This window comes from Terriglobales bacterium, from assembly GCA_035573675.1.
GTDB lineage: Bacteria > Acidobacteriota > Terriglobia > Terriglobales > Acidobacteriaceae > DATMAB01.
In genome coordinates this window covers 236,299-261,185 of the sequence record DATMAB010000010.1, presented here as the reverse complement: position 1 = coordinate 261,185, position 24,887 = coordinate 236,299, and the positions used below count along the sequence as shown (strand labels likewise).

Annotated in this window: 23 protein-coding genes; 15 read left to right on the top strand and 8 right to left on the bottom strand. The window is 64.6% G+C overall.

From position 1 onward, the window contains the following. Positions 1 to 12 precede the first annotated feature (12 nt). Entirely contained in the window at positions 13 to 930 is a 918-nt protein-coding gene (locus VNK82_03305; protein ID HXE89970.1) for an N-acyl homoserine lactonase family protein, read from the top strand. Here the strand turns inward: VNK82_03305 and VNK82_03300 are convergent. From VNK82_03300 to VNK82_03290, 3 genes are read right to left on the bottom strand one after another with little or no spacing between them, the layout of a single operon-like run. Beyond that, positions 927 to 1,211 (bottom strand): hypothetical protein, encoded by a 285-nt coding sequence (locus VNK82_03300; GenBank protein HXE89969.1) that lies wholly within the window; start codon positions 1,209 to 1,211, stop codon positions 927 to 929. The genes VNK82_03305 and VNK82_03300 overlap by 4 nt on opposite strands. Before the next feature lie 60 nt (positions 1,212 to 1,271). Then, positions 1,272 to 1,523: a hypothetical protein gene (locus VNK82_03295; GenBank protein ID HXE89968.1), complete on the bottom strand. Its 252-nt coding sequence runs from the start codon at positions 1,521 to 1,523 to the stop codon at positions 1,272 to 1,274. Continuing rightward, positions 1,520 to 2,143 carry a nucleotidyltransferase family protein gene (locus VNK82_03290; GenBank protein HXE89967.1) on the bottom strand — a complete coding sequence of 208 codons (624 nt, stop codon included), beginning with the start codon at positions 2,141 to 2,143 and terminating at the stop codon, positions 1,520 to 1,522. Before VNK82_03290 ends, VNK82_03295 begins: the two co-directional genes overlap by 4 nt. Before the next feature lie 171 nt (positions 2,144 to 2,314). Between VNK82_03290 and VNK82_03285 the strand changes: the two genes are divergently transcribed. The 3 genes from VNK82_03285 to VNK82_03275 are packed head-to-tail and all read left to right on the top strand — an operon-like array spanning position 2,315 to position 4,134. After that, positions 2,315 to 3,211, top strand: coding sequence for a xanthine dehydrogenase family protein subunit M (locus VNK82_03285; protein ID HXE89966.1), 897 nt, complete (start codon positions 2,315 to 2,317; stop codon positions 3,209 to 3,211). Further along, complete coding sequence (locus VNK82_03280) at positions 3,204 to 3,692, top strand: (2Fe-2S)-binding protein (protein HXE89965.1); 489 nt, start codon at positions 3,204 to 3,206, stop codon at positions 3,690 to 3,692. The genes VNK82_03285 and VNK82_03280 overlap by 8 nt, the downstream gene beginning before the upstream one ends. Before the next feature lies 1 nt (position 3,693). Then, positions 3,694 to 4,134, top strand: coding sequence for a carbon monoxide dehydrogenase subunit G (locus tag VNK82_03275; protein HXE89964.1), 441 nt, complete (start codon positions 3,694 to 3,696; stop codon positions 4,132 to 4,134). A 12-nt stretch (positions 4,135 to 4,146) separates the two neighbouring features. Here VNK82_03275 and VNK82_03270 read toward each other — a convergent pair whose 3' ends face one another. Together VNK82_03270 and VNK82_03265 are read right to left on the bottom strand one after the other, a co-directional pair. Further along, entirely contained in the window at positions 4,147 to 5,022 is an 876-nt protein-coding gene (locus VNK82_03270; GenBank protein HXE89963.1) for a hypothetical protein, read from the bottom strand. Between the two features lie 25 nt (positions 5,023 to 5,047). Further along, positions 5,048 to 6,040, bottom strand: coding sequence for an LLM class flavin-dependent oxidoreductase (locus VNK82_03265; protein ID HXE89962.1), 993 nt, complete (start codon positions 6,038 to 6,040; stop codon positions 5,048 to 5,050). 126 nt (positions 6,041 to 6,166) lie between these two features. Here VNK82_03265 and VNK82_03260 point away from each other — a divergent pair, with 126 nt between their 5' ends. The 9 genes from VNK82_03260 (at position 6,167) to VNK82_03220 (ending at position 17,198) form a co-directional block, all read left to right on the top strand. Further along, positions 6,167 to 8,686 carry a xanthine dehydrogenase family protein molybdopterin-binding subunit gene (locus tag VNK82_03260; GenBank protein ID HXE89961.1) on the top strand — a complete coding sequence of 840 codons (2,520 nt, stop codon included), beginning with the start codon at positions 6,167 to 6,169 and terminating at the stop codon, positions 8,684 to 8,686. Positions 8,687 to 8,727: 41 nt separating this feature from the next. Further along, positions 8,728 to 9,675, top strand: coding sequence for a 2-dehydropantoate 2-reductase (locus VNK82_03255; GenBank protein ID HXE89960.1), 948 nt, complete (start codon positions 8,728 to 8,730; stop codon positions 9,673 to 9,675). 5 nt (positions 9,676 to 9,680) lie between these two features. Continuing rightward, positions 9,681 to 10,868, top strand: coding sequence for a Xaa-Pro peptidase family protein (locus tag VNK82_03250; protein ID HXE89959.1), 1,188 nt, complete (start codon positions 9,681 to 9,683; stop codon positions 10,866 to 10,868). A 134-nt stretch (positions 10,869 to 11,002) separates the two neighbouring features. After that, positions 11,003 to 11,296: a GIY-YIG nuclease family protein gene (locus VNK82_03245; GenBank protein ID HXE89958.1), complete on the top strand. Its 294-nt coding sequence runs from the start codon at positions 11,003 to 11,005 to the stop codon at positions 11,294 to 11,296. A 273-nt stretch (positions 11,297 to 11,569) separates the two neighbouring features. Beyond that, positions 11,570 to 12,832, top strand: a complete 1,263-nt coding sequence (locus VNK82_03240) for a M20/M25/M40 family metallo-hydrolase (GenBank protein HXE89957.1) — start codon at positions 11,570 to 11,572, stop codon at positions 12,830 to 12,832. Positions 12,833 to 12,921: 89 nt separating this feature from the next. After that, on the top strand, positions 12,922 to 14,046 hold the full coding sequence (locus VNK82_03235) for a M24 family metallopeptidase (GenBank protein ID HXE89956.1): 1,125 nt from the start codon (positions 12,922 to 12,924) through the stop codon (positions 14,044 to 14,046). Positions 14,047 to 14,395: 349 nt separating this feature from the next. Continuing rightward, a complete protein-coding gene (locus tag VNK82_03230) occupies positions 14,396 to 15,040 on the top strand; it encodes an NAD(P)H-binding protein (protein ID HXE89955.1) in 645 nt (214 codons plus the stop codon). A 29-nt stretch (positions 15,041 to 15,069) separates the two neighbouring features. Continuing rightward, positions 15,070 to 15,993: a ketopantoate reductase family protein gene (locus VNK82_03225; protein ID HXE89954.1), complete on the top strand. Its 924-nt coding sequence runs from the start codon at positions 15,070 to 15,072 to the stop codon at positions 15,991 to 15,993. Positions 15,994 to 16,121: 128 nt separating this feature from the next. Beyond that, positions 16,122 to 17,198 carry an LLM class flavin-dependent oxidoreductase gene (locus VNK82_03220; GenBank protein ID HXE89953.1) on the top strand — a complete coding sequence of 359 codons (1,077 nt, stop codon included), beginning with the start codon at positions 16,122 to 16,124 and terminating at the stop codon, positions 17,196 to 17,198. Positions 17,199 to 17,201: 3 nt separating this feature from the next. Here the strand turns inward: VNK82_03220 and VNK82_03215 are convergent, their stop codons facing one another. After that, positions 17,202 to 19,631, bottom strand: coding sequence for a protein kinase (locus tag VNK82_03215; GenBank protein ID HXE89952.1), 2,430 nt, complete (start codon positions 19,629 to 19,631; stop codon positions 17,202 to 17,204). Positions 19,632 to 19,702: 71 nt separating this feature from the next. Further along, positions 19,703 to 20,893: a hypothetical protein gene (locus VNK82_03210; GenBank protein ID HXE89951.1), complete on the bottom strand. Its 1,191-nt coding sequence runs from the start codon at positions 20,891 to 20,893 to the stop codon at positions 19,703 to 19,705. A 378-nt stretch (positions 20,894 to 21,271) separates the two neighbouring features. Between VNK82_03210 and VNK82_03205 the strand changes: the two genes are divergently transcribed. Further along, complete coding sequence (locus VNK82_03205) at positions 21,272 to 22,123, top strand: haloacid dehalogenase-like hydrolase (GenBank protein ID HXE89950.1); 852 nt, start codon at positions 21,272 to 21,274, stop codon at positions 22,121 to 22,123. Positions 22,124 to 22,202: 79 nt separating this feature from the next. Here VNK82_03205 and VNK82_03200 read toward each other — a convergent pair whose 3' ends face one another. After that, on the bottom strand, positions 22,203 to 23,219 hold the full coding sequence (locus VNK82_03200) for a fumarylacetoacetate hydrolase family protein (GenBank protein ID HXE89949.1): 1,017 nt from the start codon (positions 23,217 to 23,219) through the stop codon (positions 22,203 to 22,205). 75 nt (positions 23,220 to 23,294) lie between these two features. Here VNK82_03200 and VNK82_03195 point away from each other — a divergent pair, with 75 nt between their 5' ends. After that, a complete protein-coding gene (locus VNK82_03195) occupies positions 23,295 to 24,821 on the top strand; it encodes a hypothetical protein (protein ID HXE89948.1) in 1,527 nt (508 codons plus the stop codon). Positions 24,822 to 24,887: the final 66 nt, after the last annotated feature.

The window sequence follows — 24,887 nt, the reverse complement described above, 5'->3', positions numbered from 1 at the left end:
AAGGACCAAAAGATGACTCCCGCTGCCCGCAGGTCCGCCGTTCATCCCGCCGGCGACACCGACTATTCCATCTGGTCCCTGGCTTACTGCCAGGCCGATATGCCGTACGACTTCTTCGGTGGCTCAGGTCCCTTCAGTAACAAAGGCATCATCAAGATCCCTATGATTTACACCCTGCTCGTGGGTGGGGAGGTAGGCGGGAAAAAGCACATCGCGCTGGTGGATTGCGGCTTCAAACAACGCAAGTGGCTCAAGCGCTATGCCTTCTCCCACTGGGAGGAGCCCAAGACGGTGCTCGGCCGCGTGGGGTTCTCACCGGCGGATGTCGAAGTGATCCTGTGCACGCACATGCACTTCGATCACATAGGGAACTTCGAGGCCTTTCCCAATGCCAAGCTGTACGTCCAGCTCGACGAGTACATGGGGTGGCTGCAGGCGGTGAGCTTCGCGCGCCAGATCGGCGAAAAAGAAGAGACCTCCTGGATCTTCTCCTCCTTCGATCCCGAAGATCTCAAGAAGGCCTCCAAGGGTGCAGCCGATGGCCGTATCATTTTCATCCACGGGGACGCCGAGGTCCTGCCCGGCGTTACCGCACATCTGGCCAAGGATTCGCACACGTTCGGAACCCAGTGGTTCCAGGTGCGTACACGCAACGGGCCCTTCGCCATTGTCGGCGACACGATTTACTGGTACTCGAATGTCGAAATGATGTGGCCGCCCGGCTACAACCAGGGCAACGCTTTCAATCAGATCTACACCTACCACCGCATCCGGCAGACGCTGAAGGGAGAGACGCGGCGCATCGTGCCCGGCCATGATCCCATCCTCTGGGAAAGACACCCGACCTGGGTCCCGAAGACCATGAACCAGGTGGCGGAGCTGAACGTGGCGGAAGGAGCCGCTTCTCGGCGCCCCAAGCGGATCCGTTAGCCGCCGGTATAGCCGTGTTTCGCCAGGCGCTTCCCGGAGGCGGCGTAGGCCTCCGGCGGCATGTCCTGCACGCCGGCGGCGTCGCACCAGCGATTGTAGAAGTTGAACAGCGAGCAGACCGTGATGGCGTCGTAGAGCGCTTCCTCGCTGCATCCGGCCTGGCGCGCGGCCTCCACGTCCGAGGGCTCAATCTCATAGGACTTGCTGTTTACTTTGGCAAGGAACGCGAAGAGCGCCTTGTCCCTCTCCGCCAGCGGGGAAGAACGGTAGTCGCGCAGCACCGCATCGACCAGCGCCCGGCCTCCCAGCAGTTCCGCCGCGACCGCGGCGTGGCTCCCGGTTCAAAACGGGCAGTGGTTTTGGGCAGAAGTGAAGGCTGCGATGAGTTCGCGCATGCCGGGCGCGAGCGGCGAGGGGCCGCGCATCACCGCCTGCGTGAAGCGCGCCAGGTGTTGCGTCGCCTCGGGCTTGTACTTGAACAGGTGCAGGATCTGCGGCACCACCATGCCCGCGGACTGCATCATCCGGACCGCATCCGCGTGCGGGCCCGAGCCTTGCGCCTGTTCGATTTCTTCGAGGAACATCGGCTTCATGGTGTTCTGCCCTTTCTTGCAGTCTTGCTGTTGCGCTGCCCATGATAGCGCGCGTAGTCCCGCACTCTACGCCGGTAGGAGGCGAGCGTGTCGAAATCCAGCCAAATGGCCGGCGTGCGCACGGCAACGAACCGGATGCGCGATAAATCGCGATAGACAACATCGCGCGCAGATTCGGCTTGCTCGAATTCCTGGCGCAGCTTGGCGGCGAAGATCACCGGGTGTCCGGCTCGATGCCGGAAGCTGGGAGCCGCAATCACCTGCGCCTTGCTCCTCCGCCGGAACTCCGCTACCAGCCGACGGACCACCTTGGGCGTCAGCAGAGGAAAGTCCACCGGGTAGAGCATGAAGTCGGCGTTCCGCGGAACACGTCGCAGGCCGGCCAGCAGGGAAGTGGTCTGTCCCTGCCGCCAGCGGCGATTCACTACCACGCGAGCGGCGCGTGGCACGGCGCTCCGCAGCCTGGCCGCGTCGTACCCAAGCACCACGATGGGCCGCGCCAGTCCGGCGCAGTTCTCCACCGCGATCTCCGCTGCCGTGCGGTCCCCGAAGCGTGCGGTGGCCTTGGGAAATCCCAGCCGCGACGAGCGGCCCGCGGCCAGGATGATGGGATGAATCACTCGCCGAGTCACCGGTCTCCAAACTAAACCATCCTCGCCGTCCTGTCATGGTCAGTGGGAAATCGCCTTCCTTCACTGCACACGCTTGACTGCCTCTGGTACATTGTTGGGCCCGGGATTGAGAATCCCGGGCGACTCCGGCCCTACGGCGTCGCAGGAACCGGCATCCGAATGTACCCACGCGCTTTTCACTATCACCGTGCCACATCGCTTTCGGAGGCGGTTTCCATGCTCACCGACCTGGGGGAAGAGGCCCGCCTGCTGGCCGGTGGGCAAAGCCTGATCCCGTTGATGAAGCTGCGCCTGGCCAGCCCCGCTCATCTGGTGGACCTGAACTTCATTCCTGGTCTCGAGTACGTCCGTGAGCAGGGGAACGAACTGCGCGTCGGAGCGCTCACTCGCCATGCGCAGATCGAGGAATCCGCGGAAGCTGCGCGCGTCCCCATCGTGCACGATTGCGCCTCGGGGATCGCCGACATTCAGGTGCGCAACCGCGGCACGCTCGGCGGCTCGCTCGCTGAAGCCGATCCCACCGGCGACTGGGCGCCGGTCCTGCTGGTGCTGGGGACCGAGGTCGTCTGCCAGGGCCCGGACGGCGAGCGCACCGTGAAGCTGGAGGATTTCCTGGTCGACGCCTTCGTGACCACGCTGGCGCCCAACGAACTGGTGAAGGAGGTCCGGATCACGCAGCCGCCGAAGAAGAGCGGCGGCGCTTACATCGCCGCCAAGCGCTCCGCGCCCGTGTACGCCTCCGCCAGCGTGGCGGTGCAGCTCGCGATGGAAGACTCCAGTGTCTGCCGCGAGGCCGGGATCGCTCTGGGCGCCGTCGGGCTCACCGCCATCCGCGCCCGCGAAGCCGAAAAAGTCCTGAACGGCAAGAGCGTGGACTCCAGGGCCATTGAGGAGGCCGCGGAAGCCGCCATGCGCGCCGCCGATCCGCAATCCGACATGCGGGGCTCGGCCGAGTACAAGCGCGTGCTCGTACGCGCCCTGGTCAAGCGCGCGCTGGAAGCCGCGTTGCGCCGCAGCCGCGGAGAGCCCGTGGAGGTGAGCCACCTGTATGCCTGACCAGGTCCAGATGGTGCCCATCACCGTGACCGTCAATGGGCAGCGGCACTCGCTCTCCGTCGAGCCACGCATGCTGCTGGTGAGCTTCCTGCGGGAAGCGCTCGGGCTCACTGGCACCCACATCGGCTGCGACACCACCTACTGCGGCGCCTGTACCGTCCTGTTGAACGGGCGCAGCGTCAAATCGTGCACCGTGTTCGCCGTGCAAGCCGATCAAGGTGAGGTGCGGACGGTCGAAGGGCTGGCAGGTGAATCCAGCCTCCATCCCATCCAGCAGGCTTTCCTGGAGAATCACGGGTTGCAGTGCGGCTATTGCACCCCTGGCTTCCTGATGTCTGCGGTCCAACTGTTGGAGAAGAACAAGGACCCGGACGAGAAGGCCATCCGCAAGGGGATTGCGGGCAACACCTGCCGCTGCACCGGTTACCAGAACATTTTCAAGGCCGTCCGTGCGGCCGCTGCATCCATGAGGGGGCGCTGACATGCCCATCAGCCTGTCGGGCGAATTCGAAGTCAAGAAATCCCCCGAGGAAGTCTACGAGTTCCTCACCGACCCCAAGCGCTTCTGCCCGCTTCTGCCCGGTTACCAGGGCTCGACCATCGTGGACGATAAGAACTTCACCGTGAAGGTGAACGTCGGCGTCTCGCACATCCGCGGCACGGCCGACGTGAAACTCCGCCTGGCCGAAGCCGAGAAACCCCGCCGCGCCCGCTACGAGGGCCAGGGACGCATGGCCGGCTCCAGCATCAGCCTCAACGCCGGCTTCGACCTGAGCAAGACCGGCGCTGGGACCAAGGTAGCCTGGAAGGGCGAGTCGCAGATTTTCGGCGGGCTGGCCTCCATGGCCGGAGGGCTGCTCGAACCCATGGCCAAGAAGAACATCCAGCAGGTCATCGACGGTTTGCAGAAGGCCCTGAGCTGAAGTCGCTACCGCTCAGGCGGGCAGGAGCGAATCGTCATAGACGTCCTCCGGCTTCATTCCCGCTCCCGGGTACTCTCGATTCACCAGGTCGATCGCGTTCCGGCGCGCGTCGGCGCTCGCCCTTCCATCTCGAGTGAAGCAGGCACGCACGATCCCGAGTGTGCTTTCGGCGATTTCCGGACCGCAATCCAGCAGCTCCTCTAGCACCGGCAGGACCTCGCTCGCGGACTCGTGCACAGTCGTCAGGCTGCTGCGGAGCGCTTCGACCATTCGGCGCGCGAGGCCCGGCTTCTCGCTCAGGATCTCTTCGGATACCGCCAAGCCGGTTGTCGGCATGCATATCTCGTCGCCGAAGAACAGCAGCGTCGTCAGGCCGAGCGAGTGCGCCCTGGCAGGAGGCACATGCGAGCTGAGCACGGCAGCGGCGACGTTGCCGGATCGCAGCAAGCCCAGGCGCGCCACGTCATCGCGGGCCGCATCCAGCCGCACATCCTGGTCGGGATCGAGGCCCCGACCGCTTAGGATGGCACGATGAATGAGCCACGGAGGTGAGCCCGGCGGGAAGGTCGCGATACGCGCCCCTCGCAACTGCTGCCAATCCGTCCCGGCGCGGGCGTACATCCAGAACATCGGCCGCTCCGTGGCCACCAACACGACTTTGCGTCGCGTTCCTTGCGCTCGCCCCACAATCGTCGCTCCGCACGCCGTGCTGAAGGTGCGCCGCGCTAGTTTGTCTTCGGGTGTGAACGTGAGGTCGCTGAGGCACACTGCCAGGCGGGCGCGCTCGTAGTGGCCCATGCGCTCGGCCACAAAGTGCAAAAGCAGTTCGTGGGGATCGAAAGCTCGGAATCCGAGTATGACGGCCTCCGGATCCGCTGCTCTGGGCATGTCACGCTCCTCGGACCGCACTGGCTCAGACCAGGTGCGGGATCACGTCTTCGGCCAAGGTCCGCAGCAGCGCCACCGGTTCCCGCGTCGTGAGCGGGATGACTACGCGGTCCACTCCCAGCTCCAGAATGGCGCGGAATCTGGGGATGGCCTCTTCCGGCGTCCCGGCGATCACCATCGCGTCCACTATGCGGTCCGTCACCAGGCTGCCGTGGCTGGCCTGCTGGCTGACGTGCTGATAGTAGTTGTAGTGCTCCTGCAAGGCCTTCAAGTCCGACACCAGATCGGGCGGCAGCGTCTCCTCCGGGTTGGACTGGAAGACCGTTTCCGCTGCCGCCGCGGCATACGGCCGGGCTTCCTCCCGCGCCGTTTGCCCGTTCCGCGAGACCGAGCACCCCAACCGGACGCAGAGCTTTACGTCGCTCGGATCGCGGCCCGCCTCCTGGGCTCCGGCCCGCACGCCGTCGATGGCGCGGCGTATCAGCGCCGGCTCGCAACCCACCTGGAACAGCACTCCGTCGGCGACGCGCCCCGCCCGATGCAACGACTTGGGCCCGGACGCAGCGAAATAGATCGGCACCGGCCGCGTCGCCCAGGTCATCCGCATCTCGTTGCCCTGGTACCTAGCGGTCTGGCCGGCCATCAGCGCGCGCAGAGCCAGCGTGGCTTCTTCCAGTGCCTTGAGCGAAGCGGGCTTGAGGCCGACGGTGCGCACTGCGCTGAAACCTGTTCCGATGCCCAGAACGGCACGTCCTCCGGAGAGTTCGTCGATGGTGGCGATGCTGGACGCGATTGCGGCGGGATGCCGCGTCACCGGATTGGTCACTCCTGTGGCCAGCATCAGCCGCTCGGTGCGCAGCGCTCCCAGCGCCAGGGTGACGAATGCGTCCCGAAAGATGGATTGTGAGTCGGCCACCCAGACGCCGTCGAACCCCACCGCCTCCGCCGCCACCATGAGCTGCACGCTTTGCTCCGCGGGACCCTGCGGCAGAACGCCGATGTCGAACTGAGTTCTCATGCGCTTTCCTCTCGCAGCGAAACGCGCTTCATCATACTGCCTTGGCTGCGTATCAATCACAGCGCGGCCCCGGTAGAGGTGCGGTATACTCGCACGCTCGGAAATCGAAGGTTGGGGAGAATCAACGTGGCAGGACGCAAAGCGCGAAAAACGGGCGCGCCGCAAAAGGGCAACGGAGCACACTGGGTCGGAAAGCCGGTGCCGCGCAAAGAGGAAGGCCGTTTGTTGCGCGGTCAGGGGAAATTCGTCGACGACTACAAGCTTCCCGGCATGTTGTTCCTGCGTTTTGTGCGTTCGCCCTACGCGCACGCCCGTGTCACCGGCATCGATGTTTCCGAAGCCGCGGCTCATCCGGGCGTGGTGTGCACGTTGACCGGCCCGGAGGTGGCCGGCCTGTGCAAGCAGCCCTTCCCGGAAATCGGCCCTCCGCCCGGCGCAAACATCAAGGACTTTCCCATGGCCGTGGACAAGGTGCGTTACCAGGGCGAGCCCGTGGCTGCCGTGGTCGCCGAAACCCAGGTCGCGGCCGACGATGCTGCCGAACTGGTTCGCGTCGATTACGAAGCCCTCGATCCGGTCATCGACACCGAGGATGCGCTCGCCGACAAGAGCATCCTGCACGAATCCGCCGGCACCAACCTCGTCTACCGCGGCACGTTCGAGTACGGCGACGTCGACAAGGCCTTCCGCGACGCGGCCTACGTCGTCTCCATCGACAGGATGCACTTCCATCGCTTTTCGTCCACGCCGCTGGAGTGCGCGGGTGTCATCGGCCAGTGGGACGCCGGCGACGACGTGATCCGCTACTGGTGCAACAACCAGTTCCCCATGTTCGCCATCCTGTTTCTGTCGCCGGTGCTGGGCGTGCCCATCGACCGCATTCGCGCCACTACGCACGACATCGGCGGCGGCTTCGGCATCAAGATCGCCAGCTACCCGCAGATGGCGGTGTGCGCGCTGGCCTCACGCAAGTGCGGCGGGCGTCCGGTGAAGTGGATCGAGACGCGCTCCGAGCACATGATCGCCAGCGCGCACGGCAACGAGCGCACCTTCCGCGACACGCGCGTCGCGCTGGATAAGGACGGCCGCATCCTCGCTATCGAGTCCCGCCACATCGACGACTGCGGCGCCTACCCGCGTTACGAGCCTCTGGGCTGCGTCATCTGGGCCCAGGTGCTGCCCGGCGCCTACCGCTTCAAGAACTTCCGCGTCGACTTTGCCCAGGTCGTCTCGAACAAGTGTCCGGTCGCTCCCAATCGCGGCTATTCGCGCATGCAGCACCTGTGGTTTCTCGAGCGCTGCCTGGATATCTGCGCCCACGAACTCGGCATTCCCTCCGACGAGATGCGCTTGCGCAATTACATCCAGCCGAAAGAGTTTCCCTACACCACGCCCAACGGCTGCGTCTACGACTCCGGCGACTATCCCCGCATGCTCAAGCTGGCGCAGGAACTCATCGGCTGGGACGACTGGAAGCGCCAGCAGGCCGAAGCGCGCCGCCAGGGACGCTGGTTGGGCATCGGCATCGGCACCACGCTCGACTCGGGCACCAACAACTTCGGCCAGTCCCGCATTCTGAACCCCCACGCTCCCTTCTCCGGGAACTCACAGGCCGCCATCGTCAAGCTCGATATGTACGGCGAACTGGTCGTCTCCGTCGGCTCGGTCCCGCAAGGCCAGGGCCACGAGACCGTCGCCGCCCAGGTCGTGGCCGACGTCTTCAACGTCTCACCCGAGCACGTGGATGTCCGCGTCGGCTTCGACACCGAGCGTAACGCCCACACCGGCACTTCCGGCACCTACGCCAGTCAGTTCGCCGTCTCCGGACTCTCGGCGGTCCATGGCGCCGCGCTGAAGCTCAAGAAGGAAATGAGCCGCGTCGCCGCCTTCGCGCTCAAGGCCAAGGAAAGCCAGCTCGAGTTCGGCCTCGGCGACCAGGGCCCGGAAGTCCGGGTCCGCGGCAAGAAGGGACAGTCGGTGAACTACTGGCGGCTGGCCAACCTGGTGAACGTGAACAGCGCCGAACTGCCCGAGAACCTGCGCGACGTCACCTTGAACTGCCGTCATGTCTACCGCGCGCCCTTCAAGGTTCCTGACGTCAAGCGCAAGTACGGCAACCTGACGCTCACCTATTCCGCGCAGCTTCACATCTGCGTGATCGAAGTGGACCGTGAGACGTTCCAGCCGAAGATCCTCGACTATGCTGCCGTCGATGACTGCGGCCGCGTCGTCAATCCCGCCATCGTCTACGGACAGGTGATGGGCGCTACCGCCCACGGCATCGGCGCGGCGTTGATGGAGAGCTGCGTCTACGACGCCGCCTCCGGCAACATGCTCACCGCCACCTTCAGCGACTACACGCCCATCACGCCAGTGAACATGCCCATGGTGAAATATGGCCACATCGAAAGCCCGTCCCCCTTCACCTTCGCGGGCACCAAGGGGATGGGCGAAGGCGGAGCGGCTCCTCTGCACACGGTCTGCGCCGCGCTGCAGGACGCGCTCTACTCGGCCGGCGTCTACATCGACGACTCGCACAACACCGCCGACAGCCTGTTCCGGCGACTGCAGGCCATCGCCGCAGGCCAGCGCGAGTCGAACGTGCGCGTGGAGCAGCGGCAGCCGGCCCGCGCCCGCCGCCGATGAGAATGCCAGCCACTGTCCACTAGCCACGGACCACTGCCCTCATGAAGCGCATCTGCATCGTCGGTGCTGGTTCCATCGGCAGTCTTTACGCGGCGCACCTTGCCCGCGTGGCCGAAGTGTGGTGCTTTGTCCGCCGCCCCGAGCACGCCCGCGCGCTGAATGAACAGGGTCTGCGGGTTTCCGGCCGCCATGATTTTCACGTCCGGCTCCGCGCCACCCATGACCTCCGCGAGCTCCCCGCGTTCGACTTCGGCATCGTGGCCACCAAGGCCACGCAGACCGCGGAGGCATTCGCCCCCATCGGACGCCGCTTCGACCAGGGCGCCGTGCTCTCGGCGCAGAACGGACTGGGCAGCGAGGAGATCCTGGCCCAGCACACCCGCGGCTACGTGATCCGCGGCACCACCTTCATGAGCGGCACGCGCCACAGCGACACCCACGTCCAGTATGAGCTCGACACGCCCACCTGGATGGGCCCGTTCGAGCCCACCCACACGCCCTACGAACTCGTAAAGGAGTTGGCCGACCTCCTCATCGCCGGCGGCCTCAAGGCCGAAGCCCTCCACGACGCCAGGCCCGCGCAGTGGTCCAAGCTGATCTTCAATGCTTCAGTGAACAGCGTCTCGGCGCTCTCGCAGTTGCCCCACTGCCCGGAGTTCGCCCATGAGCACCAGTTCTCCGACCTCGGCCACCTGCTCCATGATTTGATCAACGAAGGCAAGGCCGTGGCTGCCGCGCTCGGGGTTCAGCTTCACGAGGATCCGTGGGAGATGAACAAGATCGGCGCGCAGACCGATCACCCGACTTCTATGCTTTATGATGTTCGGCATCAGCTTCCGACCGAGGTGGACTTCCTCGGCGGCGCCATCGCCCGCGAGGCCGCGCGCGCCGGCATTCCTGCGCCGCTGCACACGGCGCTCTACCGGCTCATCAAGGGCCTGGAGCTGTCCTGGACTCGTGAAACGAGTAACGAAAAACGGGAAAGCTGAAACACATGCCCTGGCCTGTTGACACCGCCAAGCTCGACCGCGTCCGCGCCCTCATGAAGGCGCAGGACCTGTCCGCCCTCGTCTGCCGCGCCCCCGACAACATCCTCTATCTCACCAACTACTGGTGCATGAAGGGATACGACGCGGTCGTCTTTCCGCGCGAAGGCGAGCCCACGCTCATCACGCTAGAGCCGCAGTTGAACGATGCCCGCCGCAACTCCTGGACGTCCGACATCCGCCTGTTCAAGGGCTACGACGAGCGTGACCCGCGCCCGCCCAACTTCCGCGCGCTCGATATGGCGCTCGCCGTGCTGAAAGAGCGCGGCCTCACCGACAAGGTCGGCATCGAACTCACCAACCACACCCAGGCCGCCGACCGCATGGTGGGCGAGCCCACCGTGTATTCCCAGCCCTACTTCGACGCCTTCCGCAAGATCTCCGGGCAGGTGGTGGACGCCATGCCCTTGCTCATCGAGGCGCGTGCCATCAAAACGCCGCAGGAGATCGAGCGCATGCGTCTGGCCAATGAGCTGGCCGCGCTCGCCATGGAGCACTGCCGCCAGAACATGCGGCCGGGCATGAAGGAGAGTGAAGTCGGCGCCATGTTCGAGGGCTTCGTGCACGGCGTCGGTGTCGGCTACCAGGGCAAGGTGGAGATGGCCCGCGCCTTCACCCTGGTCTGGTCCGGACCCGGCATCGCCACCTTCACCGCTACCGGCAACCGTCCCATCCAGGAGCACGAGCCCACTTTGTTCGAGATCTGGGTGTGCGTGGACGGATACTGGAACGACCTCACCAAGAACCTCAGTCCCGGCAGGCTCACGCCGCGCTACGAGAAACTCCTCGACCTGTTGCTCAGCGTCTTCAACGAAGCCGTCGCCTTCGCCCGTGATGGCGCCAGCCTCCCCGAACTCGACCGCCTCATCCGCGCCCGCATCGCCGAAGGCGGCTATCCCGGCCAGCCCTCGCACCCCGTCTGCCACGGTGTGGGCGCCCGCGCCCATGAACCGCCTTACGCCCATCAGGCCGGCACCGGCACCATCCGCCGGAACATGGTGCTGGCCATCGAGCCCGGCATCTACTGGGAAGGCGGCGGCGGCCTCCGCCTGGAGGACGACTTCCTCATCACCGCCGCCGGCAGCGAGAAACTCTGCACCTTCCCGGACGACTTTCGCGTCCTCATCCCGTCGTGACAATGTCGTTGGATGGATTCGATGGTTGCGATTGTCATCCTGAGCCCGCCCGCGGCGGGCGAAGGACCTTACGACTGCGGGAACTCACAATGCGGTTGACAGGCTCACCACGAAAATTCTCCTGCGCCTACATCATGGCCAGCCAGCGCCGTGTGCTCTACATCGGCGTCACCGGGAACCTGCACAGGCGCGTCTGGCACCACAAGTTCGAACCCGAGGGCTTTGTCGCCCAGTACCAGGCCAACAAACTCGTTTACTTCGAACGCTATGCCGATATTCGCAGCGCCATTGACCGCGAGAAGGAACTCAAAGGCTGGCGTCGGGACCGCAAGATTGCGCTGATCGAGTCCGTGAATCCGAAGTGGCGCGACCTGAGTGCTGGTTGGTACGTCCGTCCGGTTGCGCAGCGTCCCAAGCAGACCCCGTGAACGATGTTGGCGAGCCCCGCGCTCGTAAGGTCCTTCGTGGGTCTGCGACGGACTCAGGATGACACCCGTGAAATGCACCTTCCTCCACCGTGTCATCCTGAGCCCGCCGTGGCGGGCGAAGGACCTTACGGGCGTTAGAACTTACACCGCGGTTCACAGGATCATCACGTCCCCCGACGACTTTCGCTCATCCCCTCGTGAATTGCCCGTGACGCCGAGCGGGCCGAAGGAGTAGATTCTTTCTTCGCGTCCTGAGACCTGACGCCGCCGAACATGCCCAAATCCGTCGCCAAGAAGAAAAAGCCCGACCTCACCCACTCCATCCTCGCTCAGATCGACGAAGAGGCGCTGGTCACCATGGCCTGCGATGTGGTGAACATCCCCAGTCCCACCGGCGAGGAGCAGGCTATGGCCGAGTACATGGCCCAGACCTTCGACCGTATGGGGCTGGATGTCACCTGGCAGGAGGTCGAAACCGGCCGCGCCAATGTCATCGGCCGGCTGCAGGGCTCCGGCAATGGCAGGACGCTGATGTTCAACGGCCACATGGACACTTCCAACACCGGTCGCGAGCCCTTCCTCACGGGCATCGGCTACAAGCCGCACGCTATCATCCGCAACGAGATGATCTACGGCCTCGGCATCTACAACATGAAGGGCGCCCTGGTCTGCTACACCCATGCCGTGCGCGCGCTGCAGGCCGCCGGCGTGAAGCTCGAGGGCGACGTGGTCATCGCCGCTGTCGCCGGCGAGATTGAAAAGTCCCAGATCGGCGACTACCAGGGCCGCGAATTCCGCGGGTACGGTTGTGGCACGCACTACCTGGTGAACCACGGCACGTTGCCCGACATGTGCATCCTGGGCGAGCCCACGGATATGCAGCTCGTGCTCGGCCACTACGGCTCCATGTGGGTCCGTCTCTCGACCACCGGTCTCTACGTGCACACCGCCTTCGGCCCCGGCCGCGAAGGCGAGAACTCCTTGCGCCGCATGCACCGGGTCATGGCCGATCTCATGCAATGGATCCCCGGCTGGCAGGAGCGCACGGCCTACGGCAACAAGAAAGGCTTTGTGAACCTGGGCGGGATTCGCGGCGGGCATGCCTGGCGCGCCAGCCGCACTCCCGAGCGCACCGACCTCTATCTCGACGTCCGTGTCCCGCCCACCATGCCTATGGCTGAAGCCCGCCGCGAATTCAAGAAGTTCTTCCTCGACCTGCGCCGGAAGTACCCGGACTGGGGCCTCGAGTTCGAGACCTACGTCTCCGTGCCCGGCGCCGAGATTGCCGAGGACCACCCCATGGTCCGCGCCATCGAAAAGAACCACCGCCAGATCATGGGTGAGCGGCCAAAGCGCGACACCGTGCTCTGGTCCTCCGACGCCAGCGTGCTTACCCGCTACGGCGTGCCGACGGTGAACTACGGGCCATCGAGCGGCCCACGCGACCAGCAGGGCGAGAAGGTACGCATCAAGACCCTCGTCGACATGACCCGCGTCTACGCCCTGACGGCCGCCGATTTGTGCAATGCAGAATGAAAGATTGAAAATGCAAACGGGCGTTCGCATGTACTTCCCTTTTTGCATTTTGAATTTTGCATTTTGAATTTCATTTTTGATCTGCTCCCATGCCTTCTCAACAGGAGATCGTCCGTCGCTACCAGAACATCCGCAAGGCCATGCAGGCCGAAAACGTGGACGCCCTCATCGTCTGCGGCAACCAGTATGCCGGTTTCGAGGGCGCGGTCCGCTACGTTTCCGGCTTCGAGATCGTTCACCGCTACTGTTACGTCCTCATTCCCATGGAAGGGGAACTCACCCTCATTTTCCCTGCGGAAGCGCGCTGGATCGGCGATAAGTCCAAGCCCTGGGTGCGCGACCACGTCTGGCCCGCCGTTCCCGGTCAGTGGATCGCCGAGCGCGCCAAAGAGCGGAAGTGGAAGCGTCTCGGCGTCTACGGCCTCAAGCACGTCATGGCGGTTATCGACTACCAGGCCCTGGTGGCAGCGGGCCTCGAGTTGGTGGATTTTGATTTCGCCTTCGACATGGCGCGCGCCGTCAAGAGCGAAGAAGAGATGAAGGAAATCCGCGAGGCCATGGACATCGTGGTCGAAGGTTTTTATGCGCTGGTGAAGAGCTACGCTCCCGGGAAGACTGAAGCCGAGATCATGGCTCCCGCCGTCGAGGTCTACTTCGCGCGCGGCGCCGGCCCCCGCATGATGAACATCGTCCTCTCCGGAACGCACGGCACCGCCGAGGCTTCCTTCAAGGTGCCCGGCCACCGCGTGGTCAATCCCGACGATCTCATGCTGTACTCGCTCGAGGTCACCAACTCCGAGGGCTACTGGGTGGAGTTCTCTCGCGCCATCATCCAGGGCAAACTCGACCCCATCACCGAACGCATGAAGCAGGCGTATCCCATCGCCATGGAGGAAGCGCGCAAGCGCCTGCGCGAAGGCGAACTGGCCTCCGGCGTCCACCGTGCCATCACCGACGTCTTCCAGGAATATGGCTTTTCGCTCGGCCACCTCTCCGGCCACGGCATCGGCGCCACCATGCTGGAGTACCCCGCCGTGGGGTCGTCGAGCGACGTCGTCCTCAAGGAGAACATGGTGCTTTCCGTGCACCCCCAGGTCGTGGACCAGGATGGCAAGGTCTGCCTCTACACGCAGGATACCTATCGCGTCGGCAAGACCGAGGGCGAGAATCTCACCAACGTTCCCTGGCGTCTCTACCGCGGCGGCGACGTGTAAGAGCAGTGGCCAGTGGTCAGTGATCGGTTCTCCGTTGCCAGTGAGAGTGTTATTGATTCGTATCAGGGCACGGCTTCAGCCGTGCCGTCCGGCCGCCTAATCTCTCTTAATTGTCATCCCGAGCGAGCCCGAGCGTCCGCGAGCGAAGGCGAGCGGGGAAGCGAGAACGAGTCGAGGGACCTCGAGGTTGCCTTCTCATTCGCCCTCCTTGGCGTCGCCGCAACCTGCTGTGAAAAGGTGTCCTTTGTGGTGAAGAATCCGTCCTGCACTTCCTCGCGTACCACATACGACCGTTCGTCTGAGAACTGAGAACTGCGAACCGAGAACTAACTGGCAACTGGCAACTGAATTGACTGTCTTTCTCACCGGCGCTACCGGTTACATGGGACGCGAGCTGATTCCGCGCCTGCTCGCCCGCGGGCATCGCCTCAAAGCTCTGGTGCGGCCCGGCTCGGAGCGCAAGCTGCCATCAGGTTGCGAGATAGTCGCCGGCGACGCCCTGAACGCCGCCACCTATCGCGAGAACATCGCTCCCGCTGACACTTTCGTCCACCTCGTCGGCGTGCCCCATCCCGCGCCGTGGAAGGGCAATCAGTTTCGCGCCGTGGACCTGGTGTCCATCCGCGAAGCGGTCCCCGCGGCCGTCTCGGCTGGCATTCGCCATTTCGTTTACCTCAGCGTGGCTCAGCCCGCACCCATCATGCAGGACTACATTGAAGTGCGCGCGGAAGGCGAGCGGCTGCTGCGCGAGAGCAGCCTGAACGCCACTTTCCTCCGGCCCTGGTACGTGCTCGGCCCCGGGCACTACTGGCCCTATCTGTTGCTTCCGGGCTACTGGCTCGGAGTGCTTCTTCCGCCCACGCGTTCGGCTGCCCGCCGCCTCGGTTTGGTTACCCTCCACCAGATGCTTGCCGCATTGGTCTCCGCCGTAGAGAATCCTCCTGCGGGTATTCGGGTGGTCGATGTCCCCGCCATTTGCCAGGCGGTTCTCTGAGAACTGAGAACCGAGAACTGAGAACTTCCATGAAGAAGATCTGCATCATCGGCTGCGGCGCCGTCGGCAGCCTGTTCGCGGCGCACTTGGCGCAAAAGGGGGAGACCGAAGTCTTCGCCTACGACGTCTCCCGTGAACACGTGAACGCCATCAACCGCACCGGCTTGCGTCTTTCCGGTGAGGCGGACTTCACCGCCCGCCTGCGCGCCACGTCCGATCCTGCCGAGCTGCCGCGTTGCGACTACGGCATCGTGGCCACCAAGAGCGTCCACACGCGCGGCGCCATGGAGCAGGTGGCGCGCGCCTTCGATGAAAAAAGCGCGGTGTGTTCCGTGCAGAACGGCGTCGGCAACGAGGAGATCATCGCTGAGTTCGTTAAATACGTTATCCGCGGCACCACCTTCCCCGCCGGCCACATCATTGCCCCGGGGCACGTCGGCTACGACATCAAGGGGGACACCTGGATCGGTCCCTTCGAGCCCACCAACACGCCCATGAGCATGGTCGAGGAGCTTGGCGGATTCCTCACCCGCTCCGGCATGAACACCATCGCGATGAAAGATGCGCGTGGCGCGCAGTGGACCAAGCTGATCTTCAACGCCGGCACGAATCCTGTCGGCGCGCTCACCGGGCTGCATCACGGCGCCGCTTCCTTCTTTCCTCCCACCGGCGAGCTGTTTGAGGCGCTCATCGACGAAGGCCTGGCCGTCGCTCGCGCCCTGGGCATCGAGCTGGACAACGATCCCAAGGCGCTGGTGCTCAAAGCCGCCAACGCGCCCGGCAAGCACAAGGCTTCCATGCTCCAGGACGTTGAGGCCCATCGCCAGACCGAAGTCGACTTCATGAACGGCGCCATCGTCGAATGGGGCAAGAAGACCGGCGTGCCCACGCCGCTGAACAAGGCGGTCTGGGCGCTGGTGAAGGGCCTGGAGCACTCCTGGACGAATCCCTGAGAAGCAGTTTCGAGTTTCCAGGCTTCCGGTTCGCAGCCTGGAATCACTGACGAAACCGCTCGGGTCGTTTATGATGGCTCGCGTTTCTTTGCTGGAAACTTGAAACTCGAAACTGGAAAACTGCCTTTATGCCTCCTTTCAAGATCGGCGTTCTTCAACTCAGCATGGAGCCTCTCGCCGAGACTGTCGCCATGGCCAAGGCCTGCGACCAGGCCGGCTTTGACGTTTTCTGGCTGGCGGAGGCTTATCCCTGGTGGCGCAAGCATTCCTACGAGGCGCGCTCTTCGACCGCCATCACCGCCATCATCGCCCGCGAGACCAAGCGCATTGCGGTCGGCTGGGGCATCATCTCGCCCTACACGCGCCATCCCGTGCAGATCGCCATGGAGGCCCGCGTCATGCAGGACGCAGCCGGCGACGGCCGCTTCCTCCTCGGTCTCGGCGCTTCCAAGATCTTCATGAAGGAGATCGGCGAAGGCGAGAAGGGCAAGGAAGTCGGCCCGGCGGTGGTGATGCGCGAAAGCCTGGAGATCATCCAGGCCATGCTGGCGGGCGGGGAAGTGTGCTATGAAGGCAAGGCCTTCAGCGCCTTCGCGCCGCCGCTCAAGCCGGACGCGCATGTCTCCCGCGCCCGCGTGCCGGTGTACTTCGCCGGAACCGGCCCGGTCCTGCAGAAGCTTGCCGGGCAGATCACCGACGGCCTGCTGACCGCCTCCATCACCACGCCCGAGTTCGTGAAGTATTCGCGTAAGAACATGGAAGAGGGCGCGCGCAAGGCCGGTCGCGATCCCGCCACGCTCGACCTCGGCTCCGTCATCGTGGGCAGCATCCACCGCGACGGCAAGAAGGGCAGGGAAGGCGCGCGCGAGATGGCGGCCATGTACCTCGCCAACAAGGTGCAGAACATCCGCGGCACGGCCGATACCCTGCTGGAATGCGCCCAGCTCAGCATGGACGAGATCCGTCCCATCGCGGAAGCCATGGAGCAGGGCGGGCGCAAGGCCGCAGCCCGCGCCGTGACCGATGAGATCCTGGCCAAGGTACATGCGATTGCCGGCACGCCCGACGACTGCATCGCGCGCCTGGAGGAGTACCGCGCCGCGGGATGCACGCAGATCATGCTCGAGCTCTGGGGCGACGACCGTCTCGAACAGGCCAAACTCTTCGGCGAAGCCGTGCTCCCGCACTTCAAGAAAAAGGGCTAGCGTCTACCCTTTGCGCTGGGTGCGGAACTCCAGGAACTTTTTCTCGCAGGCCTCGGCGCTGCTGCGCAGGTCGGCGAACTCCGGTTTGGCGCGCAGCTTGGCCAGCAGCGGATCGCGCTGCAGCGCCTCGTTTGCGCAGTAGTTCTTCTCGATGGCGCTGCGGATCAGGCGTATCGCCAGCTCGTCCTTGCCGCAATAGGCGAGGATCGCGCCTTGATAGTACTTGAATTCGGGATCGACCTGGGCCAGCAGTGCAGGCTCGGTTCTGCGCACCACTTCGTCCAGCGGAGCAGACGACGGCGCCTGCAGACAGGATTCAATCACGCTCCGGAACCAGGGCGCGCCGGCGGCCATGTTGCTCACCGCCTTGCGCGCCTCGTCCACTCTTCCCTGGCGCAGCAGCAAGACCGGCAGCACGCTGTTGGTCCACTCTGAGCCTGCATCCAGTTGCAGGTAGTCCATCGCCCGCCGGGGGTTCCCGGCTTCCAGGAAGGCGAAGGCACAGGAACGGAAGCCTGCGTTGGCCGGGTCCAGGCCCAGAGCCACGTCGCACTCGCGCGTGGCGTCGGAGAGCAGGCCGGCATAGCGCAGCACGTAGGCCAGCGTAAAATGCGCCGCGGCGCTTTCCGGCCGCCGGCGGATGAGGCCCTCTGCATCCTCGTAGGCTTTGTTCAGTTGGCCTTGTTCCACGTGGTTGCGCACCAGCCGGGCCGCGGCGGACAGCAGGTTCGGATCCAGCTTCAGGGCGCGTTCCAGCGCATCCTGGGACTTCTGCAAGCCGGCCCTGCCTCCTTTTCCGTAGGAGGCGTCGAAGTAGTAGCGGAGTCCCAACTGCTCCCACGCCGGAGCGAACGCCGGCTCCAGTTGCACCACGTGCTCCAGCACCGTGATGGCGTCGCGGTTGGGCAGGGCATCGTGCGGCAACGCGGTCGCACGCAGGTACAGGTCGTAGGCTTCTTGGTTCTGCGGGCGGCTCTCGCCCTCCGTCGGAACGGCAGCTCCTCCCAGCGTGGGCAGCAACTCCTGGCGTACCTGGGTGGCCAGCGCATGCTGCATGGAGACCAGGTCGCGCACGGCCACGTTCAGCGTGCCCTGCCAGACCAGGCGGTTGGTCTGCACGTCGATGGCCTCCCACGTCACGCGCAGCTTCTCGCCCTCGCGCAGGTAGTGGCCGGTCAGGATGGTGCCGACGCGCAGCTCCTTGCCGGCCTGCTGCAGGTCGGGCGCCGGACCGCCGTATTTCTGCGTCGAGGACATGGGGCGCACTTCCAGCGAGCGGGTGTAGGCGAGCGAGCGCGCGATCTCATCCGCCAGGGCAAAGCGCAGGAAGTCGGTCTCGGCGTCCGACGAGATGTTCTGGAAGGGCAGCACCGCGATGGTGGTGTTGGCGGCCTCCGCGCTGGCCGGCGGACGATGCCGCCGGGCCCACAGCAGGAAGCCCGCGGCCAGCAGCATGGCGAGCACGACCACCGCCGTCAACTGCACCCAGATGCGCTGCCACCACAGGCGCTGGAAGGTTCGGGTCGTGGGACGCGCGATGGCGCTGCCGATCACGGTCTTGAGGGTGGAATCGGTCTCGCGCTTCAATTCCACCAGGTCGGCCTTGAGCTCGGCGGCGTTCTGGTAGCGCAGCTCGCGCTGCTTCTCCAGCGCCTTGCCCAAAATGTGCTCCATGTTCGGCGGCAGCGACGGGTTCAGGCTGAGGGGCGAGACCGGCTTGTGGTGGAGGATGGCGTACAGCGTGGTGACCACGTTGTTGCCGGTGAAGGGCCGCTTGCCGGTCGCCAGCTCATAGAGCACGGCGCCGAAGGAGAACAGGTCGCTGCGCCCGTCCAGCTCTTCGCCGCGGGCCTGCTCCGGCGACATGTACACGGCCGTGCCCGGAATCACGCCCATCGCAGTGAGGGACTCCTCGAGCAGTTGCGTTTCGGCTTCGGTGCTATCCGGGATGACCTGCTGCTGGGGCGTCAGCTTGGCAAGCCCAAAGTCCAGGATCTTGGCCTGGCCGCGCGAGGTGATCCAGATGTTGGCGGGCTTGATGTCGCGGTGCACGATGCCCTTGCCGTGCGCGGCATCCAGCGCATCGGCCACCTGTACGGCCATGTCCAGCACTTCGTCGAGCTGAAGTTTCTTCTCCTGCATGCGCTGCTTGAGGGTCGAGCCTTCCAGCAGCTCCATGACGATGAAAGGATGTCCGTTCTGTTCCTCGATCTCGTGGATGGTGCAGATGCCGGGATGATTGAGCTGGGAGGCGGCGCGAGCTTCGCGGCGGAAGCGCTCCAGCGCCTTGCTGTCGCCGGCGAGATGCTCGGGGACGAACTTGACCGCGACGCGGCGTCCCAGGCGGAGGTCTTCGGCCTCGTACACCACGCCCATGCCGCCGCCGCCGAGCTTTCCCAGAACGCGATAGTGGGAAATCGTCTGGCCGATCACGGTCCAGCCCCCACTGCTGCAGGCCCGTCATGTTAGGCACGGGCGCAAGGCCAAGTCAACGCGTCCGGAGCCTAGTCGGCGGCCGTCGACGAAGTGAGGCGGGCGACGATCTGGCGGAACTCATCGTCGCTCACCAGAGCGCGCTTCTCGACGCCGCGTTGCTTGACCGCGGCCAGTACAGCGGGGCGCTTATCGTGCGGTATCAGAATGCCCAGTTCCTTCGCCTTGAGGTCGATATTGTCCAGCCCGCTCTTCTTGCCCAGTACGATGCGCCGCTGCGCGCCCACCAGGTCGGCGGAGAAGGGCTCGATGGCCTCGGGAATGTGGAACTGGCTGGCCACGGCGCCCGATTCGCGGGTGAACAGGTTCTCGCCCACCAGCGGCTTCCAGGCGTCCACCTCGTAGCCGGCGGCGCGGCGTACCACTTCCGAGACCTCGCGCACCTTGGCCAGATTCATTTCCACCGGAACGCCGTAGAGGCACTGCAGAGCCAAGGCGATCTCGCCGATATCGGCGTTGCCGGCGCGCTCGCCCATGCCGTTGATGGTGCCCTGGATCCAGGTAGCGCCGGCGCGCACGGCCGCGATTGCGCATGCGGTCGCCAGGCCGAAATCGTTGTGCCCGTGAAAGTGCACGGGAACTTTTGGTCCCACCCATTCACAGGCCTTGCTCACCAGCAACTCGACGGCTTCGGGTCCGCAGGCGCCGATGGTATCCACCACGACGATCTCTTTCGCGCCGGCACCCAGGGCTTCCAGATACATCCGCTTCAGGAAATCGAGTTCGGTGCGCGAGCCATCCACGGCGAAGAAAGCGACGGTGACGCCCTGGCCGGCAGCGTGCTTCACGGCTTCCACCACGCGGCGCACAGCTTCATCGCGGGCGATGCCGTAGGCCTCCAGCTTGATGCTGCTGGTGGGGGTCTCGATGATGGTGAAGCGCGCGCCCAGGCGCAGGACTTCATCCACGTCGGCCTTGACGGCGCGGGCGAAACCCCAGATCTCCGCCCGTAGACCTTCGTTCACGATGAGGCGCAGGGCCTCGGCGTCATCGGCGGAGACGCGAGGGAAGCCGGCCTCGATGCGCGCTACGCCCAGCTCATCCAGCTTGCGGGCAATGGCCAGCTTCTGCTCGGGCGTAAGAACTACGCCCACGGTCTGCTCGCCGTCGCGCAGCGTGGTGTCATAAAAGCGCACCGGGCCGCGGGCGCGGATGCCCTGGTTCAGTTCGCTGACCCAGACCTGCTTGTCGGACGGGCTCATGGACTTCTCTAAGGATACCCCCTACCCCCTCCCCCTGTAATGGAATCAAGGGGTTAAGGTGGCGAGGTCCCTGCTGATCCCCGAATCTAAAGGACTTGGAGCCAAGTTCCCCGGGAATAAGGAGTTATATCTTTTGGCCACCTCGTAAAATCATGATATATCTATCTGATGCAGCTGTCAAGGGAAAAGTTGTTCTGAGGAGAATGGCGGCGGCAGACAAGTCCGGGCCGGCGGCGCTGGCGGATATGGAGGCCATTGAGCATGCGGTGACGCTCAACCTGAAGGATTATGCGCGGGCGTACCCGGCCCCTCCCTGGCCAAGAAAAGGGCCTCCTTTTATGGTCCTGTAACCAAACGCCGGTAATCTAATTGCGAGATATGAACAATAAGGCCCACAAGACGTTTCTGTTCGCGAGCGACTTCGACCAGACGCTGAGTTTCAACGATTCTGGGTACGTGCTGAGCGAGCTGGTAGGCATCCCGGTGGAGGAGTTCGAACGCAAAGCGGCGGGCATGTCACGGCTCAATCTGGTCCAGCAGGGCGGAGAACTCAGCTACCTGTTGCTGCATGATCCCGACTTCCGGTCCCGTGTGCGCCGCGAGCATCTGTATGAAGCGGGCAGGCGAGTCCGGTTGAAGGCGAGCATCGATCTGCTGTACCGCATCCTGTCGGAGGGCTTCGACGGGCTGGCCTTCGACTTCTACGTGGTTTCGGCCGCGCCGGTAGAGGTGATTCATTCGGCACTGGAAGGGATTATTCCAGCCGACCACATCTACGGCACGGAGTTCCGCTATCACGCTTCGGGAGAGATCGACACCATCGTTCAGGTGACCGGCGGCTACGGCAAGGTGGCGGTGCTGGACCGGCTGCAGGCGCGGCTAGAGATCGGTTCCGACCGCATTATCTACGTGGGCGACGGCAACTCCGACATTCACGTGATGCTGCATGTGAACCGGCGCGACGGGTTCACCATTGCGGTTTCGGAAAACCGGCACATCGAATCGATCGCGACGCGCACGGTTCTGAGCGACAACGCACTCGCCATCCTCATCCCCATCCTGGAGGACCTGGCCGGGTGGAAACGGCCGCAGATCCGCGCGCTGCTGGAGGCGCACGGTTTCGTGATTCAGGAGTGGGAGAAAGTGCAGACCGATTGGCTCACCATCCGAGCCATGGGGCAGGTAGCGGCGCCCTCAGCGGAGAGCCTGGCTGAGGCCAGCACAGTCTGAGGGGGACGCGCCCGGGGATCGAGGCGCTTCTCTCCCGGACGTTTCCCGAGTGCCTCCGCTGATGTCTGTCGCTTGCGGTTCAGGCGGCTGCCGGCGGCGGTGGGCCGCCGTGGGCCTCCTCCCACGAGATGACCTTGTTGCGCAGGATGCCGATTTTTTCGATCTCGCACTCCATCACATCACCGGGCTTGAGGTACCAGGCCTTGGGGTCGCCGGAGAAGGCAGCGACGCCGGAGACGGTGCCGGTAGAGACCACGTCGCCGGCGCTGTAGCCCATGGCGGAGTAGTGCGCCAGGATCTGCGGGATGGTGACCGACATCTTGCTGGAGTGGGAGCGCTGGCGGGACTCGCCGTTCACGCGCAGCTCCATAGCCAGGTTGTGCGGGTCGGGGATCTCGTCGGCGGTGACGATCCAGGGGCCGAGAGGACAGAAGGTATCGATGCCCTTACAAAAGCTGAATACGCCGGACTTCATCTCCCGCCGCTGGATGTCGCGCGCGGTAATGTCATTGAAGATGACGTAGCCGCCGATGTAGTCTTTCGCCTCTTCCGCGGTGAAATGCTTGCCAGATTTCTTCACTACGATGGCCAGCTCCAGCTCGTAATCCAGCTCTTCGGTCAGGTGGCGTGGGTAGACCACGGGCTGGTCGTGGCCGATGATGGCGTCCACGTTCTGAAAGAAGACGATCCAGGGCAGCACGGGATGGGAGAATCCGGACTTCTGCGCTTCCTCGTGGTGCTCGCGGAAATTCCCCGCGGTGTGAAAGAACTTCTTGGGGATGATGGGAGCGCGCAGGCGCACCTGGTCGCGACGATAGACCACCGGCTCCCCCGACGGGCCGGTGAGCTTCACGCCCTTGCTGCCAACGTATTCGACCGCCTTGCGCGCGGCGTCCAGGCTGCGGTCGCCGCCGGCAAACAGCGCCCGCATGGAAGTGGGGACGCGCGCCCGCGCGAGGCGGTAGTGTGCCGGTTCATTCTCGATATCGCGCAGATAGAGGGCGTAGGCCGAGTTGAGGTCCACGACGCGGTCGTCCGGGGTCAGCGCACCGGAACGCTTGCGTCCGGCGCCGTCTTCAAAGGTGATCAAGCGCATGATTGGCTGGTTCTCCGTTAGCCGGAACACGCAAGTCTATTGAGTAGGGATGCAGATTGTCCACACGGGCTTGCCGTGACCCAGGCTCGCGGTTACCATCGGACGTTCGTCGCGCGCACCGTGGAAGATCCTTCCGCCCCTGTTGCCAGCGAGCCTGAGGCCCGGTCCCCGGGCGATTCACGTCCGCGCCTGCTGCCGGTGATTCTGCTGGCCGCCTTCCTGCTGCGCTTCGGCGCCGCGGTGCTTTCTCCGAACATGTTCTGGCCGGACGAGATCTTCCAGACGCTCGAACCCGCCCACCGGCTGGCGTACGGCTACGGGATGGTGACCTGGGAGTTCCGCGTGGGAGCGCGTTCCTGGGTGCTGCCCGCAATCCTGGCGGGGGTGATGCGCCTGACCGACCGGATGGGACCGGGCTCCCAGGGATACCTGACCGGGATTGCGTTTTTCCTCTCGCTGCTGGCGACCGTGCCGGTCTACGTCGCGTGGCTGTGGGGCAAACGCGTGGGAGGCACGCGGGCCGGGCTGGTGGCTGCCCTGGCCTGCGCGACCTGGCCCGACCTGGTGTACTTCGCGCCCAAGGCGCTCACCGAAGTGATCGCGGCCCACGTGCTGTTGCCCGGTCTGTACCTGGCGACGGGATCGGAAGAAAAATCGCGACGCACGCTGTTCCTGGCTGGACTGCTGTGCGGGCTCGCGGTCGCCATCCGCATCCTTCTGGCGCCGGCGGTCCTGCTGGCCATGGTCTGGGTCTGCCGCCGTGAATTTCGCCAGCGCTGGCTTCCCATGGGAACCGGGGCGCTGCTTCCGCTGCTGTTCTTCGGACTGGTCGACACCACGACGTGGGGCTATCCCTTTTACTCCTATTGGATGTTCTACTGGCAGAACATCGTGGTGGGGAAGTCGGCGCAGTCCGGGCTGGTTCCCTGGTACGGATACTGGAAGATGATGGGGCTCACCTGGGGATGGGCGCGCCTGCCGTTCCTGGGCCTGGCTGCGCTCGGGGTACGCCGCAGCGGCTTCCTGGGCTTGCTGGCCCTGTTGATCGTATTCCAGCACTCCTTGATTCCACACAAGGAGTACCGCTACATCTTTCCGGCTGTGCTCATGCTGTGCGTTCTGGCGGGCCTTGGACTTTCCCTGCTCCTCGATCTTTTCCGCCGGCGCTGGGAGCGCCTCTCCGTGGTGGCTGCGTCGGTGCTGCTGGCGTTCTGGCTGCTTCTCGCCGGCTACTTCGCCTACCGGCACAGTCCATTTTTCCAGCAACTTTCCGGGTACCTGCGCGCCATGTCCCAGGTGAGCCGCAGCGCCGACGCCTGTGGCGTGGGCTGGTGGAATGTCTCGTGGGCGGTGACCGGCGGATACACCTACCTGCATCGCAACATACCCGTGTATCAGGCGTGGGATGCGAAGGCGGAGGAGGTGCAGCGCGCCGGTTCGCTGGTCAACTACATGGTTACTCCCGACCCTCCGCCCGGAGCAGTTCCCGGCTTCGAAGTCTTGTGGTGCCGGGATTATGCCTGCCTGCTGAAGCGGGGAGGCCCGTGCGTGACGGTTCCCGGCTATCACATCAATCGCATACTGGAAGAGCAGGGATTCTGAGGGCGTTCCCAGTTGCGCCGGAAAAGTGACGCGGCGCCGGGGTCCTGCGATATAACATCAGCGCCC